The organism is Ensifer sp. Root558 (assembly GCF_001427045.1).
In the GTDB taxonomy this organism is placed as follows: Bacteria; Pseudomonadota; Alphaproteobacteria; order Rhizobiales; family Rhizobiaceae; genus Ensifer; species Ensifer adhaerens.
Map to the genome: position 1 here is coordinate 90,377 of NZ_LMGC01000038.1, position 14,866 is coordinate 105,242.

The 14,866-nt window shown below is 62.5% G+C and carries 11 protein-coding genes; 2 read left to right on the forward strand and 9 right to left on the reverse strand.

Annotation, left to right across the window (positions count from 1 at the left end; all coding sequences use genetic code 11):
• Window positions 1-33 precede the first annotated feature (33 nt).
• The 6 genes from ASD63_RS32400 to ASD63_RS32425 form a co-directional block, all read right to left on the reverse strand.
• Complete coding sequence (locus ASD63_RS32400) at window positions 34-996, reverse strand: ATP-binding cassette domain-containing protein (protein ID WP_034794701.1); 963 nt, start codon at window positions 994-996, stop codon at window positions 34-36.
• A complete protein-coding gene (locus tag ASD63_RS32405; RefSeq protein WP_060530533.1) occupies window positions 993-1,904 on the reverse strand; it encodes an ABC transporter ATP-binding protein in 912 nt (303 codons plus the stop codon). The genes ASD63_RS32400 and ASD63_RS32405 overlap by 4 nt, the downstream gene beginning before the upstream one ends.
• A complete protein-coding gene (locus ASD63_RS32410) occupies window positions 1,901-2,722 on the reverse strand; it encodes an ABC transporter permease (RefSeq protein WP_034794912.1) in 822 nt (273 codons plus the stop codon). Before ASD63_RS32410 ends, ASD63_RS32405 begins: the two co-directional genes overlap by 4 nt.
• 5 nt (window positions 2,723-2,727) lie before the next feature.
• Window positions 2,728-3,663: an ABC transporter permease gene (locus tag ASD63_RS32415; RefSeq protein ID WP_060517351.1), complete on the reverse strand. Its 936-nt coding sequence runs from the start codon at window positions 3,661-3,663 to the stop codon at window positions 2,728-2,730.
• An 81-nt stretch (window positions 3,664-3,744) separates the two neighbouring features.
• Window positions 3,745-5,337, reverse strand: coding sequence for an ABC transporter substrate-binding protein (locus ASD63_RS32420; protein ID WP_060530534.1), 1,593 nt, complete (start codon window positions 5,335-5,337; stop codon window positions 3,745-3,747).
• A 55-nt stretch (window positions 5,338-5,392) separates the two neighbouring features.
• Entirely contained in the window at window positions 5,393-7,018 is a 1,626-nt protein-coding gene (locus ASD63_RS32425; RefSeq protein ID WP_060530535.1) for an amidohydrolase, read from the reverse strand.
• Between the two features lie 204 nt (window positions 7,019-7,222).
• Between ASD63_RS32425 and ASD63_RS32430 the strand changes: the two genes are divergently transcribed.
• The gene (locus ASD63_RS32430; protein ID WP_060530536.1) at window positions 7,223-8,164 is read left to right on the forward strand and encodes a LysR family transcriptional regulator; all 942 of its coding nucleotides are present in this window, start codon (window positions 7,223-7,225) and stop codon (window positions 8,162-8,164) included.
• Between the two features lie 54 nt (window positions 8,165-8,218).
• Here ASD63_RS32430 and ASD63_RS32435 read toward each other — a convergent pair whose 3' ends face one another.
• Window positions 8,219-10,669, reverse strand: coding sequence for an FAD-dependent oxidoreductase (locus tag ASD63_RS32435; protein ID WP_060530537.1), 2,451 nt, complete (start codon window positions 10,667-10,669; stop codon window positions 8,219-8,221).
• A gap of 78 nt (window positions 10,670-10,747) precedes the next feature.
• Window positions 10,748-11,539, reverse strand: a complete 792-nt coding sequence (locus tag ASD63_RS32440) for a DeoR/GlpR family DNA-binding transcription regulator (protein WP_034794735.1) — start codon at window positions 11,537-11,539, stop codon at window positions 10,748-10,750.
• A gap of 204 nt (window positions 11,540-11,743) precedes the next feature.
• On the opposite strand from ASD63_RS32440, the gene ASD63_RS32445 reads away from it, so the two are divergent.
• A complete protein-coding gene (locus ASD63_RS32445; protein WP_060530538.1) occupies window positions 11,744-12,781 on the forward strand; it encodes a GlxA family transcriptional regulator in 1,038 nt (345 codons plus the stop codon).
• Between the two features lie 73 nt (window positions 12,782-12,854).
• Here the strand turns inward: ASD63_RS32445 and ASD63_RS32450 are convergent, their stop codons facing one another.
• Entirely contained in the window at window positions 12,855-14,864 is a 2,010-nt protein-coding gene (locus ASD63_RS32450; RefSeq protein WP_034794741.1) for a putative 2-aminoethylphosphonate ABC transporter permease subunit, read from the reverse strand.
• Window positions 14,865-14,866 lie beyond the last annotated feature (2 nt).

Sequence of the window (14,866 nt, forward strand, 5' to 3'; positions counted from 1 at the left end):
CGGAACGGGGCTTCGCTCAGCGCATTCCATCGGTTAGGCCAAAGCCATCCGAACCCTATGGTTCCCGCCGATCTCGATCAGTTCGGATCGAACAGGCGCGGTAAAAACATCCGGCGCGGTGCTGCCATCGGAAACGAAGCTGCGGCCGGCAAGTTGCGGCACGGTGGCGTCGCTCGCCTGCCTTTCCGCCGGGTTCAGCGCAGCATCCGGATCGGGAATGGCGGCGATCAGGCGGCGCGTGTAGGGATGGGTGGGGACTTCGAAAATCTCGCGCCAGCCGCCCTCTTCCACGACTTCGCCGAAATACATCACCAGCACCCGGTCGCTCATATGTTCCACCACGCTCAGATCGTGGCTGATCATCAGATAGGAGAGGCCGAGTTTTTCCTGAAGGTCGAGCAGCAGATTGATGATCTGCGCGCGGATCGACACGTCGAGGGCCGAGACCGGCTCGTCGAGCACGACGATCTCAGGCTCGAGGATCAGCGCGCGGGCGATGCCGATGCGCTGGCGCTGGCCGCCGGAGAACTCATGCGGATAGCGTTTGGCCTGTTCGGGCGTCAGGCCGACATTCTTGAGCATCGCCTCGATGCGGCCTTCGATTTCCGAGGCGGCGGTAATGCCGTGCAGCCGCAGCGGTGCTGCGAGCGAGGTGCGCACGGACTGGCGGGGGTTGAGCGAGGCATAAGGATCCTGGAACACCATCTGCACCGCTTTCGCCCGGTCCATCCGTTGCGGCGCGCCGGGCCCCGCGAGCGGCTGGCCGCGATAGCGGATCATGCCCTCAGTCGGTTCCTGCAGGCCGAGAATGGAAAGCGCCGTCGTCGATTTCCCGCAGCCCGACTCGCCGACGATCGACAGGCACTCGCCCTTGGCAAGCTCGAAGCTGATGCCGTTGACGGCGTGAAGCGTCCGCCGTCCTTTGCCGAGCAGGCCACCGCCGGAAATGGGGAAACGGACATGGAGATCGTCCACCTGAAGCAGCGGCGCGGTCATGGCTGGCTCCCTTCCCGTTCGCGTGGCGCGATGAAGCGGCTTTCCGTCAGCTTCGAGCGGTCGGCGATGATGCTGTCGATGTCGACGAGCCGCTGCCGCCCATGTTCGCTGCGGCTGCCAAGGCGCGGCAGGGCGCCGAGCAGGCCGCGGGTGTATTCGTGCCGCGGGCTTTCAAAGAGCGCCCGCGTCTCGTTCTCCTCGACGAGGCAGCCCGAATACATCACGCCGACGCGCTGGCAGATGCTGGCGATTACGCCAAGGTCGTGGCTGATGAAGAGAACTGCTGTGCCCTGCGCCGCGCAGAGTTCCTTGATGAGGCGCAGCACCTCGGCCTGCACGGTTACATCGAGTGCCGTCGTCGGCTCATCGGCGATCAGCAGGTCCGGGCTGCAGGCAAGCGCCATCGCGATCATCACGCGCTGGCGCAGTCCGCCGGACATCTGGTGCGGGTAGTTCCTGGCGCGCCGATCGGGGTTGGGAACGCGGACATTCCCGAGCGCTTCGACGGCGAGCTTTTCGGCTTCCGCCCAGCTTTTTCCCTGATGTAGCACGAACATCTCGGCGATCTGTCGCCCGACCGTTGAAAGCGGGTTCAGCGCTGTCATCGGCTCCTGGAAGATCATCGCGATGCGATTGCCGCGCAGGCGCCGCATCTCGCGTTTCGGCAACGCCAGCAGGTTCTGCCCCTTGAACAATATCTCGCCACTGGTAACGGCAAGCGGCCGTTTCAAAAGGCCCATGACGGCAAGCGATGTGACCGATTTTCCGGAGCCGGATTCGCCGACGAGGCCATAGGCCTCGCCGGGCATGATCTGGAACGAGACGCCCTTGAGCAGTGGATGGTAGCTGGAACGGCCGAGCGAAACGCCAAGCTGCAGGTTCTTGATGTCGAGAAGCGGCGCGGTCATGGCTTGCGCGTCCTCATATGCGGATCGAGGCTGTCACGCAGACCATCGCCGAGAAGGTTGAAGCCGAGCACCGAAAGAAAGATGGCAAGGCCGGGGAAGAGCGCCGCCCAGGGGGCGAGCTGGATGAGTTGGCGGGCATCGGTCAACATCGAGCCCCAGCTCGGGAATGGCGGCTGGATGCCGAGGCCGAGGAAGGAGAGCGCCGCCTCTGACAGGACCGCCGACCCCATGCCGAGCGTCGCCATGACGAGGATCGGCCCCATCATATTGGGCAGGATCTGCGTGAACATGATGCGCAGGTCGCCATAGCCCAGCGTCTGGGCCGCCTGCACGTAGCCCTGCGATTTCAGCGAGAGCGTCGAAGACCGGGCGATGCGGCAGGTCCAGCTCCAGTTGGTGAGGCCAAGCGCGATCAAGAGCGACGGCAGGCCGGGGCCAAGCACCGCCATGACGGCAAGCGCGAAGATCAACGAGGGGATGGCGAGCATGACGTTGGTCAGGCCGTTGACCAGATCGTCCCACCAGCCGCCCCAATAGCCGGCCGTCATGCCGAGCGTGACGCCGATGATCGAGTTGATCACCTGCGACACGATGCCAACAGTCAGCGAGATCTGCGCGCCGTAAAGAATGCGGGTATAGACGTCCCGTCCCTGCCCGTCCGTGCCGAACCAGAAGGTGGCGTCCGGCGGCAGTTCGGAGTTCATCAAGTCCGCATCGAGCACGGGGTCAAAGGGCGCGATCCAATGGGCAAGGACACCGGCGAAGATGACGAGCGCAGTCAGCGTCGCACCGAGCCAGAAGTTGAAGCCGAGGCGCACGGTCGTCACTCCTGCTTGATGCGCGGGTCGATCGCGGCATAGACCAGATCGACGGCGGTGTTGATGATCAGGAACCACAGCACGATGACGAGGATCGTGCCCTGCACCACGGGAATGTCGCGGATCGCCACACTATCGACCAGCAGCGAGCCGATGCCCGGCCAGGCGAACAGCTTTTCGATGACGACGGCCTGGCCGATCAGCGAGCCGAACTGCAGGCCGACCGTGGTGACGATCAGCACCAGCGCATTGCGCGCCACGTGCCAGCGCACCACCTTCGCCTCGCTCATGCCTTTGGAATGGGCGGTGCGAATGAAGTCGGCGTTCAAAACGTCGAGCACGCCGGCCCGGGTGGTGCGCGCCAGCAGCGCGAGCGGCGTGACGCCGAGGGTCACGGCCGGCAGGATGAGGTTTCGAAACGAGCCGTCGCCGTAACCGAAACTGGGCAGCCAGTTCAGTTGCAGGGCGAAGAGATACATCATCAGAAGGCCGAGCCAGAATTGCGGCATGGAGAGGCCCGAAACCGCCCCGATCATCGTCACCGTATCGAGGATCGAACCGGGCCTGAGTGCTGCAAGAAAGCCGAGCGGCACGCCGACAACGATGGCGAAGACCATGGCGGCGACGGCCAGCTGAAGCGAGGCGCCCATGCGGTCGTTGATGAGGTCAATGACCGGCTGGCGGGTGCGGAAACTGGTGCCGAGATCGAACTGGGCGAGATCCGTAACATAGGTCACGAAGCGCTCCATCAGCGGCTTGTTCAGACCGAACTCCTCATTGAGGCGAGCGATCATTTGCGGATCGGCGGCACGCTTTCCGTCGGCAAAGAGGCTGGCCGCGAAGGTACCGGGGACGACGGAGAAGATAACGAAGATCAGCAGCGCCACCACGACGATCGTCGGGACGACCTGCAGAATGCGGCGCAGGGTAAAACGAAGCATGAGCGGTTCCATTTTGGCCACCCGGATGGGTGGGACAACTGATGTGTGGGGCGGCCGAAACCGCCCCGAACCTCTCAGGGCTTACTTGCGTGCGTCCGGAGCCGTGTCGTCGATCCAGATCTCGTCATAGGGCTGGACCGCCAGTTCCGTGGCGTTCGGGACAAGGCCGTGGATCCAGGGCTGGTAGGCCATGACCGCCTTGTTGTAGTTGAAGAACCAGACCGGCGCATCGTCCTGCACGATGTTGTTGGCCTGGCGCAGCAGATCGCTCTGCTTGGCAGGGTCGCGTTCCTGCTGGGCCGCCTCATAGAGTTTGTCGAAATCCGGGCTCGCATAGCTCGCGTAGTTGCAGGCGGACTGCGCCGTCTTGGAATAGAAGCAACGCAGTGCATTGAGCGGGTCGGGACCGGACAGGTTCGACCAGATGAAGGCCTGGAAGTTGTTCGACGTCACGGCATCGCCAAGCGCCGAGCTTTCGACCGGCTTCGGCTTCACGGTGACGCCGACCTTCTTCAGCATCGGCAGGATGGCTTCAACGATCGGCACGCCCCAGCTTTCGTTCGGGCTCGCCGTGACTTCGAACTCGAAGCCATCGGCATAGCCTGCTTCCGCCAGGAGTGCTTTCGCTTTCTCTGGATCGAAGGCGTAGGGCACCTTGTCCTTGTCGAAGGCCGGCGAAGACAGCGGCAGCCAGCCGGAGGCGGGGTAGGCCTTGTTCTTGACGAGCCGTTCAATGATCAGCGGCGCATTGATCGCATGGTTGATCGCCTGGCGGACCCGCTTGTCCTTGAAGGGTTCGAAGGCCGGGTTGAAGCCGATGTTGCGCGTATAGACCTCGGCAACTTCGAGCAGGTGATCCTTCAAGGCGTCTTCACCCTGATAGGCCTGGTATTGGGTCGGGCCAAGGATCGAGACATCGATTTCCTTGTTTCGGAACGCGACGTCGCGCGCGGCGTCTTCGGCCATCAGCACGATGTTGATGCGGTCGAGATAGGGCTTGCCCTCTTCGTAGTACTTGTCGAACTTTTCGACAACGACCTGCGATCCCGGCACGTGCTCCTTGAAGACGAAGGCGCCGAGGCCAACGGGGGTCTTGGCGAAGCTCGATTCATCCTTGACATCAGACGGATAAATCACCGTCGTGTTCTGCATCAGCGGGAAGCCGGGGTTGATCGGTCCGGTATAGGTGATCTCCAGCGTGTGGTCGTCGATTTTCTTGAGACCGGAAATCTCCTCAGCCTTGCCGGCGATGAACGCATCCGCACCCTTGATGACGGCAATGTAGCTTGCGCCCGGGAAGGCGTTCTTCGGGTTGGCGATGCGCTTGTAGCTGTAGATGATGTCGTCGGCCGTCAGTGGCTTGCCGTTGTGGAAGACGGCATTTTCGCGCAGGCGATAGGTGTGCACCGTACCTTCCTCGGACACCTCTTCCGAGCTAGCGAGTTCCAGGACCGGCTTGTTCTGGATCGAATCCCAGCTGTAGAGCGCGCGGTGGATCGCCTGGGTGATGAATTCCTCCTGGGTGTTCGGGCTTGCCTGAACGTCGAGCGTGGCGAAGCTCGAGCCATAGGGTGCGGTAAAGACGAGCGTTCCGCCGTGGCGTTCGCCGGCAGCCAGCGCTCCGGTTGCCACCCCGAGGCCGAGCATTGCGACCAATGTCAATCTTTTCAGCATGCTGTTTTCCCTCTCGTGCCGTTTTCGGCTTTGTGTTGATTGGTCTTTCAGGTCGTCAGCGTGCGTCATGCACGACGCGGCCTGCAAGCAGGGTCATCAGGCAGCGTGTGCCTGAGAGAATGGTATCGGCCGGTGCCTCCAAGAGGTCGTTGTCGAAGACGGCGATGTCGGCCCATTGTCCCGGCACAAGTCTGCCCTTCACGTCTTCGGCCTTCTGAGAATAGGCGCCGTATTCCGTGTAGGCCTGCAACGCTTCCTCGCGGCTCAGCTTTTCCGCCTCCACCATCACGGTACCCTTGCCGGTCTTGCGCGTGATCATGGCGTGAAGGTTCGGGAAGGGATCGGGCGAGCAGACGGGCGAATCCGAACCGGTCGAGGGCTTGAGACCCATGCGCATCCAGGTGCCGATCTGGTAGGAGGCCTTGCCCCGTTCCTCACCAAGCACGGAAACGTAGCTGTCGCCGAAATCGTGGATGAAGGCCATCTGCGGCGCCGGCAGGATGCCTGCCGCCTTCATGCGCCGATCTTGCTCCGGGCTCGAGAAGCCGCAGTGCTCGATGCGATGGCGCCGATCCGGATCGGGATTACCGGCCAGCGCCTTTTCGTAGGCCGTGATCAGCTGCTCGATCGCACCGTCGCCGATGGCGTGGCAAGCCATCTGATAGCCCCGGTCGTGGCAGGATTTGACGATCGCCTCTACGTCGGCATCCGGCAGCATCTGTACGCCGATATTGTCGGGCTCACCAAGATAGGGCTTCGACATCCATGCGGTGCGCCCGCCGGCCGAGCCGTCGAGGAAGATCTTCACGGCCCCGACGCGCAACATGTCGTCGCCCGCACCGGAAATGAGCCCGGCACGCCAAGAGTCCTCGACGATCGAGACGCCGGGATCGCCGAGCAGTGTCAGCCAGACGCGCACCGGCAGGCGGCCGGAAAGCTTGGCCATCTCATAGGCCTGGATTTCCGCAAAGCCGGCAAGTTGGCCGACCGCCGCATCCATGCAGCTCGTAATGCCGAGCGACAGAAGATAGCGCCCTGCCCGCTCGATGCCGTCGATCAACTCCTCCGTCGTCACCTCGGGAATAGCCGTCTTGATGAGGTTCTGCGCGTTTTCCGCCAGGAACCCGTTGAGGCGCCCGTCCGTGGTGCCGATTACGCCGCCGTCCGGCACCGGCGTCGCCTCGGTGACATCCGCCAGGCTCAGCGCCAGCGAATTCGCGATGGCCACATGGCCGCAGGCGCGCGTCAGCAGCACGGGATGATCCGGCACGGCGCGGTCGAGCTCCTCGCGGGTCGGATGCCGGCCGACATCAAGCTTGACCTGGTCATAGCCCCGCGCCCGCACCCAGGCGCCCTTCGGCGTGACGGCCGCGCGTTCGGCAAGTTTCTCCATAAGGGCGGCAAGCGTCGGCGCAGCGGCAGGCGTCGCGTCGACCCAGCCCATGGTGATGCCGGTGGAGATCAGGTGCAGGTGATTGTCGATAAGACCGGGGCTGGCAAAACGGCCTTCGAGATCGATCACCTCGGTATGCGGCCCCTTGAGGCTCGCCATCTCGGCATCGCTGCCGGTGGCCAGAACCTTGCCCTGCCAAATGGCAACGGCCTCGCTGATCCCCTCCTCCCTGCCTCGCCAGATTCGGCCGTTGTGCAGAATAAGATCAGCGTGAAGCTGGAAGGCCATTAACAATCCCCCTTTTGTTATCAGCCTGATTTCGTGAGCCTCCTCGCTGCCTCGAAATCAGAACTGTTTGCCTTGGGCGCAACGTGGAAGGTTTGTCGGGGTTTGGCTAATTCGCTTTTAGCAAAGGCTGATGCAATATCGGCATAGCGATTTCTTTCCAACGACTTATGATCCCCTCAGCTGCAACGCAGGGGAGATCTGCGCATGGAAATCAAGTGGCTGGAGGACTTCGTGACCCTCGCCGACACGTGGAGTTTTTCGCGCGCTGCCGAGTTGCGCAACGTGACCCAGCCGGCCTTCAGCCGCCGCATCAAACAGTTGGAGCGTTGGCTCGGGGCAACGCTGATCAACCGCGCCACAATGCCGGCGGAACTGACGCCGGCAGGTCGTAATTTCCGGCCCATAGCGCAGGAGGCGATCCGAACCTTCTATGCAGCGCGCGAATCGCTACGCCCGTCTCACGAAGAAGGCCTCATCCGCTTTGCCGCGCTCCATACGCTGACGGTAACGATCTTCCCTGGCTGGCTCAAACTGCTCGAAAACGCAGCTGGCGCTTTCAGCACCTCGCTGATGCCCGACCGCGGCGGCATCGAGGCCAATCTTGACGCCCTCATCGGTGACGAGGCGGATTTCTTCCTGACTTATGCGCATTCGGAGGTGCCATTCCATCTCGACCGCGCACAATTCTCGTCGCTAACGATCGCCCATGATCGGCTGATCCCGCTCGCCGCCGCACACGTCTCTATCTCCGATGGTACGCTACCGGGGCTGAATATTCTCGACCGGGCTGTGGCGCAGCCGCGGCTCGCCATTCCCTATCTGAGCTACGGGTTCAATTCGTTCTTCGGGGTCGCCCTTTCGCGTCTCATGCTGCGGCGCCCGCCCTTCCGGCGCCGCACGACGCATGAAAACACGATCAGTGCCGGACTGATGAACATGGCGATGTCGGGTGCCGGCGTCTGCTGGTTGCCCGAAAGCCTTGCCCGTGACGCGATCGATGCCGGTGGCCTCGTACCCGCCTCCACGGATAGGGGTTGGAATCTCGACCTCGAAATTCGCCTTTACCGTCACGCCGCGACGCGCAGCCGCAGGGTCGAAGACCTCTGGCAAACGGCAAAGCTCTTGCTGGAACGCGAGCCCGCCTAGACGGGCTCGCGGGAAGATCAACACGCGCAATTCGTCGCATCGCGAAAAGATGGTCTAAATCTTGACCCTCAGCGCACGCGGATCATATGCCGGTGCCAGATGCACCGTCGCGGCATAGCGAATGCCTGCAAGATCGATCTCGAAGCGCTCCCCCTCGAGGAACGTTTTGTCCACGCCTTCAGGGTTTTCAAGCAGGCCGAGTGCGACCGAACGCCCAAGCGTGTGACCGTAGGCGGCGGAGCGGACCTCGCCGACCGGTTTTTCCGCACGCAGGATCAGTTCGCCGCCCCAAAGCATCGGCAAGGGATCGTCCAGGGTGAACTGAACGATGCGGCGCGAGGGCAGGCCCTTGGTCTTTGCGGCCACGAGCGCATCGTGGCCGACAAAGCCGCCGGGTTTTCCCAGAGCAACCGCAAAGCCAAGACCAGCCTCGTAGGGGTTGATGTCGGGCGTCAGTTCCCGGCTCCAGGCGCGGTAGCCCTTCTCCAGCCGCAAAGCCTCAAGCGCATAGTAGCCGCAATCCGTCAGGCCGAAGGCGCGACCGACCTCGTGCAGCGCCTCGTAAACACCGACAGCGAATTCTGTCGGCACGATCAGTTCCCAGCCGAGTTCGCCGACATAGGTCATGCGGTTGGCAAAGGCCGTGGCGTACCCGATATCGATCTCGCGGATGGTCGCGAAGGGAAAGCCCTCGTTCGAGATGTCCGCCGAGGTAAGCTTCGAGAGGATGTCGCGCGATTTCGGTCCCATCAGCGCCAAGACTGCATAGGACGACGTCACGTCGGTCAAAGTCACGTGGGCGTCCGCGGCAAGGTTCTTGCGGATCCAGTCCGCATCATGCACCGCTTGGGCCGAACCTGTGATCAGCATGAAGCGATCGGCCGCAAGTCGCATGACGGTCAGGTCGCTCTCGTAGCCGCCCCGCGCGTTCAAGAGTCCGGTATAGACGGAACGGCCGATCTCGCCGTCGATGTCGGCAGCGCAGATGCGGTTAAGCGCTGCTGCCGCATCCCGCCCCTGCACAAGCAGCTTGGCGAAGGAGGTCTGGTCGAAAATGCCGGCGGCCTCGCGCGTTGCCTTCATCTCGCGCTTGACCGCTTCATGCCAGTTCTGCCGACCGAAGGAATACTCGGTGACGGGGCGCTCGCCTTCCGCAGCAAACCAATTGGCCCGTTCCCATCCCATTTTCGAACCGAAGCACGCGCCTTTGGCGGCAAGCCGATCGTAGAGAGGCGAACGGCGGAAGGGGCGTGCCGTATCCAGCTCCCGGTTCGGCCAAGGCATCGCATAGTGCAGACCGAGCGTTTCCTTGACGCGATCGTGAAGCCAGCGCGGATTGTTGTTGAAGCCCGCGAAGCGACGGATATCGACCGGCCAAAGATCCATGGTCGGCGCGCGGTTTACGATCCACTCGGCAAGGGCTCGACCTGCCCCGCCGGCGCTGGCAATCCCCATGGAGTTGAAGCCTGCGCCGACAAAGAAGTTCTTTAGTTCGGGCGCCTCGCCGAGAATGAAATTGTTGTCCGGGGTAAAACTCTCCGGGCCGTTGTAAAACTTCTTCACCTCGGATGTTTCAAGCTGCGGCACGCGCTGCAGCGCATTGTGCATCAGGATTTCGAACTGATCCCAATCGTCAGGTAAGAGGGCGAACTCGAAATCGTCGGGAATGCCTGCCATGCCCCAGGGCTTGGCTTCCGGCTCGAAGCCACCCATGACGAGCCCGCCGACTTCCTCCTTGAAATAGATGTAGCCGTCCGGATCGCGCATGACCGGCAGGTCAGGATGTACGCCCTCGATGCGGCCGGTGACGATATACATGTGCTCGGCCGAGTGCAGCGGCACGGTGACGCCGCACATCTGGCCGACCTTGCGTGCCCATTGACCGGCACAGTTGACGACGATCTCCGCGGCAATGGCCCCCCGATCGGTTTCGACGCCGGTGACGACGCCGTTTTTGGTCGAAATGCCTGTGACCCGGACGCGCTCGATCACGCGGGCGCCGCGATTGCGGGCGCCTTTGGCGAGCGACTGCGTGAGGTCTGTTGGATTGGCCTTGCCGTCGCCCGGCAGCCAGACGGCGCCGACGAGATCGTCGATCGCCATGACCGGCCAGAGCTCCTGCGCTTGCTTCGGCGAGATCACCTCGATCGCGACGCCTTGGGCGCGAGCAGAGGCCGCCGTGCGCTTCAACACGGTCATGCGGTCTTGCGTGCGGGCAACCGAGAGCGAGCCGCAATTCTTCCAGCCCGTGGCAAGGCCGGTCTCGGACTCAAGCTCGCTATAGAGCTTGGTCGAATATTTGATGAGGCCCGTCATGTTGGCGTGGCTGCGCAACTGACCGACGAGACCGGCCGCATGCCAGGTGGTGCCGCCGCTTAACTGCCCCTGCTCCAGCAAAACGACGTCGTTCCAGCCGAGCTTGGTTAAGTGATAGGCGACCGAGCAGCCTATAATACCGCCGCCGACGATGACGACCTGTGCCTGTGTTGGAAATTCCTGCGCCATGAAACGACCTCCCGAACCCATGGAAGGCCGCACGGTAACAAAACGCGGACAAAGAACAAGACAAAAAGTTACAAAAGATTACATTTGTTGTTCTGCAACGACCAGGGCTGGACCTTTGCGCTCGAGCGCCTCGCGGATCGCCTCCGGCGGATGTCGGTCAACAATCACTCCGGCGGCGGCTTCGAAGCGCGGAATGCGAAGTGGCGTCAGCCGTCCGAACTTGGAACTGTCGAGTACGAAATAGGCCTTGGCCGCCGTTGCCACCATGCGCGAGCGCTGCTCGGCGCCGCTGCGGGTAAAGTCGGTCACCTCTCCATCGGGCGACAGGCCCCCGCCGCCTAAGAACGCGACGTCGACGCGGAAATGGCTGATCGCCTCGAGCGCATCGATACCGATGGCCGCTTCTTCATCCGGATCGATTTCGCCGCCGAGCATATGAACGCGCACCTGGGGCTGTCGGCACATCAGCAAGGCGATCGATAGCGAAGTCGTGCAAATCGTTAAGTTTTTTCGCCCAGTCAGGGCATGGGCCACAGCAAGCGTCGTCGTGCCGGAATCAAGGAAGATCACCATGCCGTCGCGCACGAGACCTGCTGCTGCACGACCGATCAGCGCTTTTGGCCCGGCATTCTCCTCCCGCCGCTCGACGAAGGCCGCTTCCGTCGGCTCGAACAGGGTGGCGCCGCCATGGACAAGATCGAGCTGGCCGCGATCGGCAAGAAGCTTCAGATCGCGCCTGATGGTCTGACGCGAAACATCGAAGAAATCCGCAAGCTCGGTGATACCAACGGTACCGTCGGCTGCAAGCCGCCTGAGGATCTCGCCGTGACGGCGTGGAGCAAGAGCGCGGGCGTTTTGTTGTTCTGACATGTGACTATCTGTGTCCATTTTTGTCCATTTGACAAGCTGCAACGGTTGTCCATGCCGCAGCGCACGCGCAGTAGCCCCTCACCTGCACGGATTTCGAGCGGATTTCTTCGGATCCTCGTTTTAACGGGATTGGCAACGGTCCAATATGTTGCATAATGTAACTATTCTTTCCGCGCACCACTTCGACGCCCTCAGGAAGAGACAATGCAACAGCCATGTACGCAGGCTCGCCACTTCACCTTCTACCTGCTCGATGGATTTACCCTCCATGGCTTCTCCGCGGCGATCGAAGCGCTACGCCTCGCCAATGACGTGGCCGGCCGCCCGGTATACGGGTGGCACCTTGTAGCGGCGGATGGAGCACCCGCCGTTTCATCCTGCGGCACGTGCATTCCGGTAGCGGCGCCGCTCTCGGCCGAACGCAACCGGTTTGGCCGCGATGCAGATCCGGGCTTCATCGTCATCTGTGGCGGCCGCAAGAAGCCATCGGCCGACAGGGCCCTGGAGGCCTGGCTGCGATCAGGCGCTCGCAGCAACGCGCGCCTCGCCGGGCTTGGCGGCGGCGTCTACTGCCTAGCGCGCGCGGGGCTGCTCGATGAGCGTCGCTGCGCCGTTCACTGGGAACACTTTCCAGACTTCTCCGAGCGGTTCTTCATCGCGGACCCGCGCCAGACCGCCTTTGAGATCGACGGCGGGATCTATACCTGCGCCGGCGGCAACGCGCCCTTCGACATGTTCCTGCACATCATCGAAGAGGACCTTGGTCGGGACGTGGCCACCCGTATCTGCGAGGCGGCACTCTGCGAGCGGCTGCGTGAGACCGGCGAGCGCCAGCGATTGCCGTTGCAGGCACGTCTCGGCATCGACAACCCTCTATTGATTCGTGTCATCGAAAAGATGGAGGCAAATCTTGCCGAGCCATTGAAGCTCGCCGACATGTGGCCCTCGACCGGACTTTCCCGGCGCCAGATCGAGCGCCTGTTTCGAAGAGAAATGGGGCGCACGCCGGCGCGCTACTATCTCGACCTCAGGCTCGAGCGCGCTCACCTGCTGCTCATAACCTCGTCGCTTCAGGTCATCGAAATCGCGGTCGCCTGCGGCTTTTCCACCGCCTCGCACTTTTCCCGCACCTACCGCGAACGCTACGGCCTTACGCCGCAGCGTTCGCGTCTCAACGAGATGGAGCGCCTGCGCGCAGGAAACGACCGCAAAGTGGTGATGGCGGAGCTCCGGGTGGCGTAGAGTGACGCGGACAAAAGCGCCGCCGTCCTTCAGAACGAAGGACGGCGGCGCTTTGCGAAGGGCTGGTTGCGGGTTAGCGCCAAGCCTGGGTGCGCGCGAGCAGACCGCGCGCGATCAGCGCGTGGACAAGTTTGGCCGCAACATTAGTGTAAAAGATCATCATGCCCATGGCCGCGGCCGGCGCTATATCGCCGGCGTCGTCCATGTTTAGCACGGCGACTGACGCGAGCTTGGTGTCGGTCGAGTAGAGAAACACCACCGCCGAGACGGTCGTCATCGCATTGACGAAGAGATAGATAGCGATGTTGAGGATCGCCGGCAGGCAGACCGGCACCGTGACCCGAAAGAACAGCCGGTGGAAGGGCTGTTTCAGCGACGCGGCGACGGATTCGAACTCCGGGTCCATCTGCTTCAGCGCCGTCAGCGCGGTCAGGTGCGCGACGGTATAAAAGTGCGTCACGGTCGAGACGACGAGGATCGTCATCGTGCCGTAGATCGGGTGCAGCGGATTGGCCGGGTTGTTGAAGAAGAAGATATAGGCAAGGCCGAGCACCATGCCGGGCACCGCCATCGGCATCATCGCCAGGAAGTGAAAGAGGCCACGGCCGAAGCGGAAGCCATCGGCCTTCTCCACCATGTAGGCGCCGGCAAAGACGACGATCGAACCGAAGAGTGCCGTCAAAAGCGCGAGCCGGATCGAGTTGCCATAGGCGGCCCAGCCGCCACCGTCCATCAGGTCGAAGGCAAAATTCTTGGCTGTCAGCGTCAGGTCATAGGGCCAGAACTTCACCACCGCTGCGATCTGGCACATGGCGATCATGCCGAGGATGAAGAGGCTGACGAAGCAGGCAAAGGTGAAGCACAGACCGTCCATGCGGGCATTGGGCTTCGGCTGATAGGGCACGGCGCGAGCCGACAGAAGCGCTACCTGCCGCTTCTGCATGTGCCGGTCGACGTAAAAGGCAAGCACCGCCGGCACCAGCAGGATGACGGAAACGACCGCGCCCATCTCGAAGTTCTGCTGGCCGATCACCTGCTTGTAAATGTCGACGGCGAGCATGCCGTATTGTCCGCCGATCACCTTGGGCAGGCCAAAATCGGTGATGACAAGCGTGAAGACGACGAAGGCCGCAGAGACGATGCCGAAGCGCGCGCCGGGCACCGTGACGGTCGTGAAGGTCCGCCATTTGCTGGCTTTGAGCGATGCGGCCGCCTCATAGTGGCGAGCATCGGCAATCGAGAGCGCCGTCAGGATGATCAGGAAGGCATGCGGCAGGGTGAAGAAAACAGAGCCGATGACGATGCCGATCGGCCCGTAGATCGAATAGCCAAAAAGCCAATCCCTGAAGATGCCCTGATTGCCGAAGAGATAGACGAGTGCAATGCCCGGCAAGAGTGACGGCACCAGGATCGGGATCGTCAGGATGCCGCGGAAAAGCCCTTTGAGCGGCATGCAGCTGCGCGTCAGGCCGTAGGCAAGCGCAAAGGCGACCGAGATCGTGAACACCGTGCTGATCACCGCCATCAGCACGGAATTGTAGATCGACTGCGCAAGCGCCGGCGTCGAGAAATAGGTCGTGAAGTTCGTAAAACCCAGAGCGCGCGCGGGTCGCAGCACGACGCGCCGGAAGGTACCGGAATCATAGTCCCGCCACTCAGTCCCCTTTTCGAGGGTGGAGCCGACCAGGAAGGCGGCATCGTCGTTCGTGCCGCGAATACGGTAGTGAACGGGGCTGCGGAACTTGAAATCCGGGAATAATTTTGTGGCCGCGAGCCGTCCGTCGGAACTGCTGGAAAGCTCGGCTTCCGTCACCGCCCCGAGTTCCCGGTTCAGGTCTTCGGCGGTGACGACCGGCCCCCAGTTCGCCCCCGTCTCGTCGCTCACCTGGAACTCGAAAGCCGAAAGCTCGAACCGGTAGGTCGACAGCGACTTCGACAGCATGACGAAGAGCGGCGCGCCAAGCGCGACGACCAGATATAGCCCGATGACCGCCATGAAGCCGAGCTTGATGCGGTCGTCTTTGGAGGATTCCTGGCGCAGCCGCTTGCCGATCAGGGGAAGGTGGGGTGCTTCCAGAACCATGT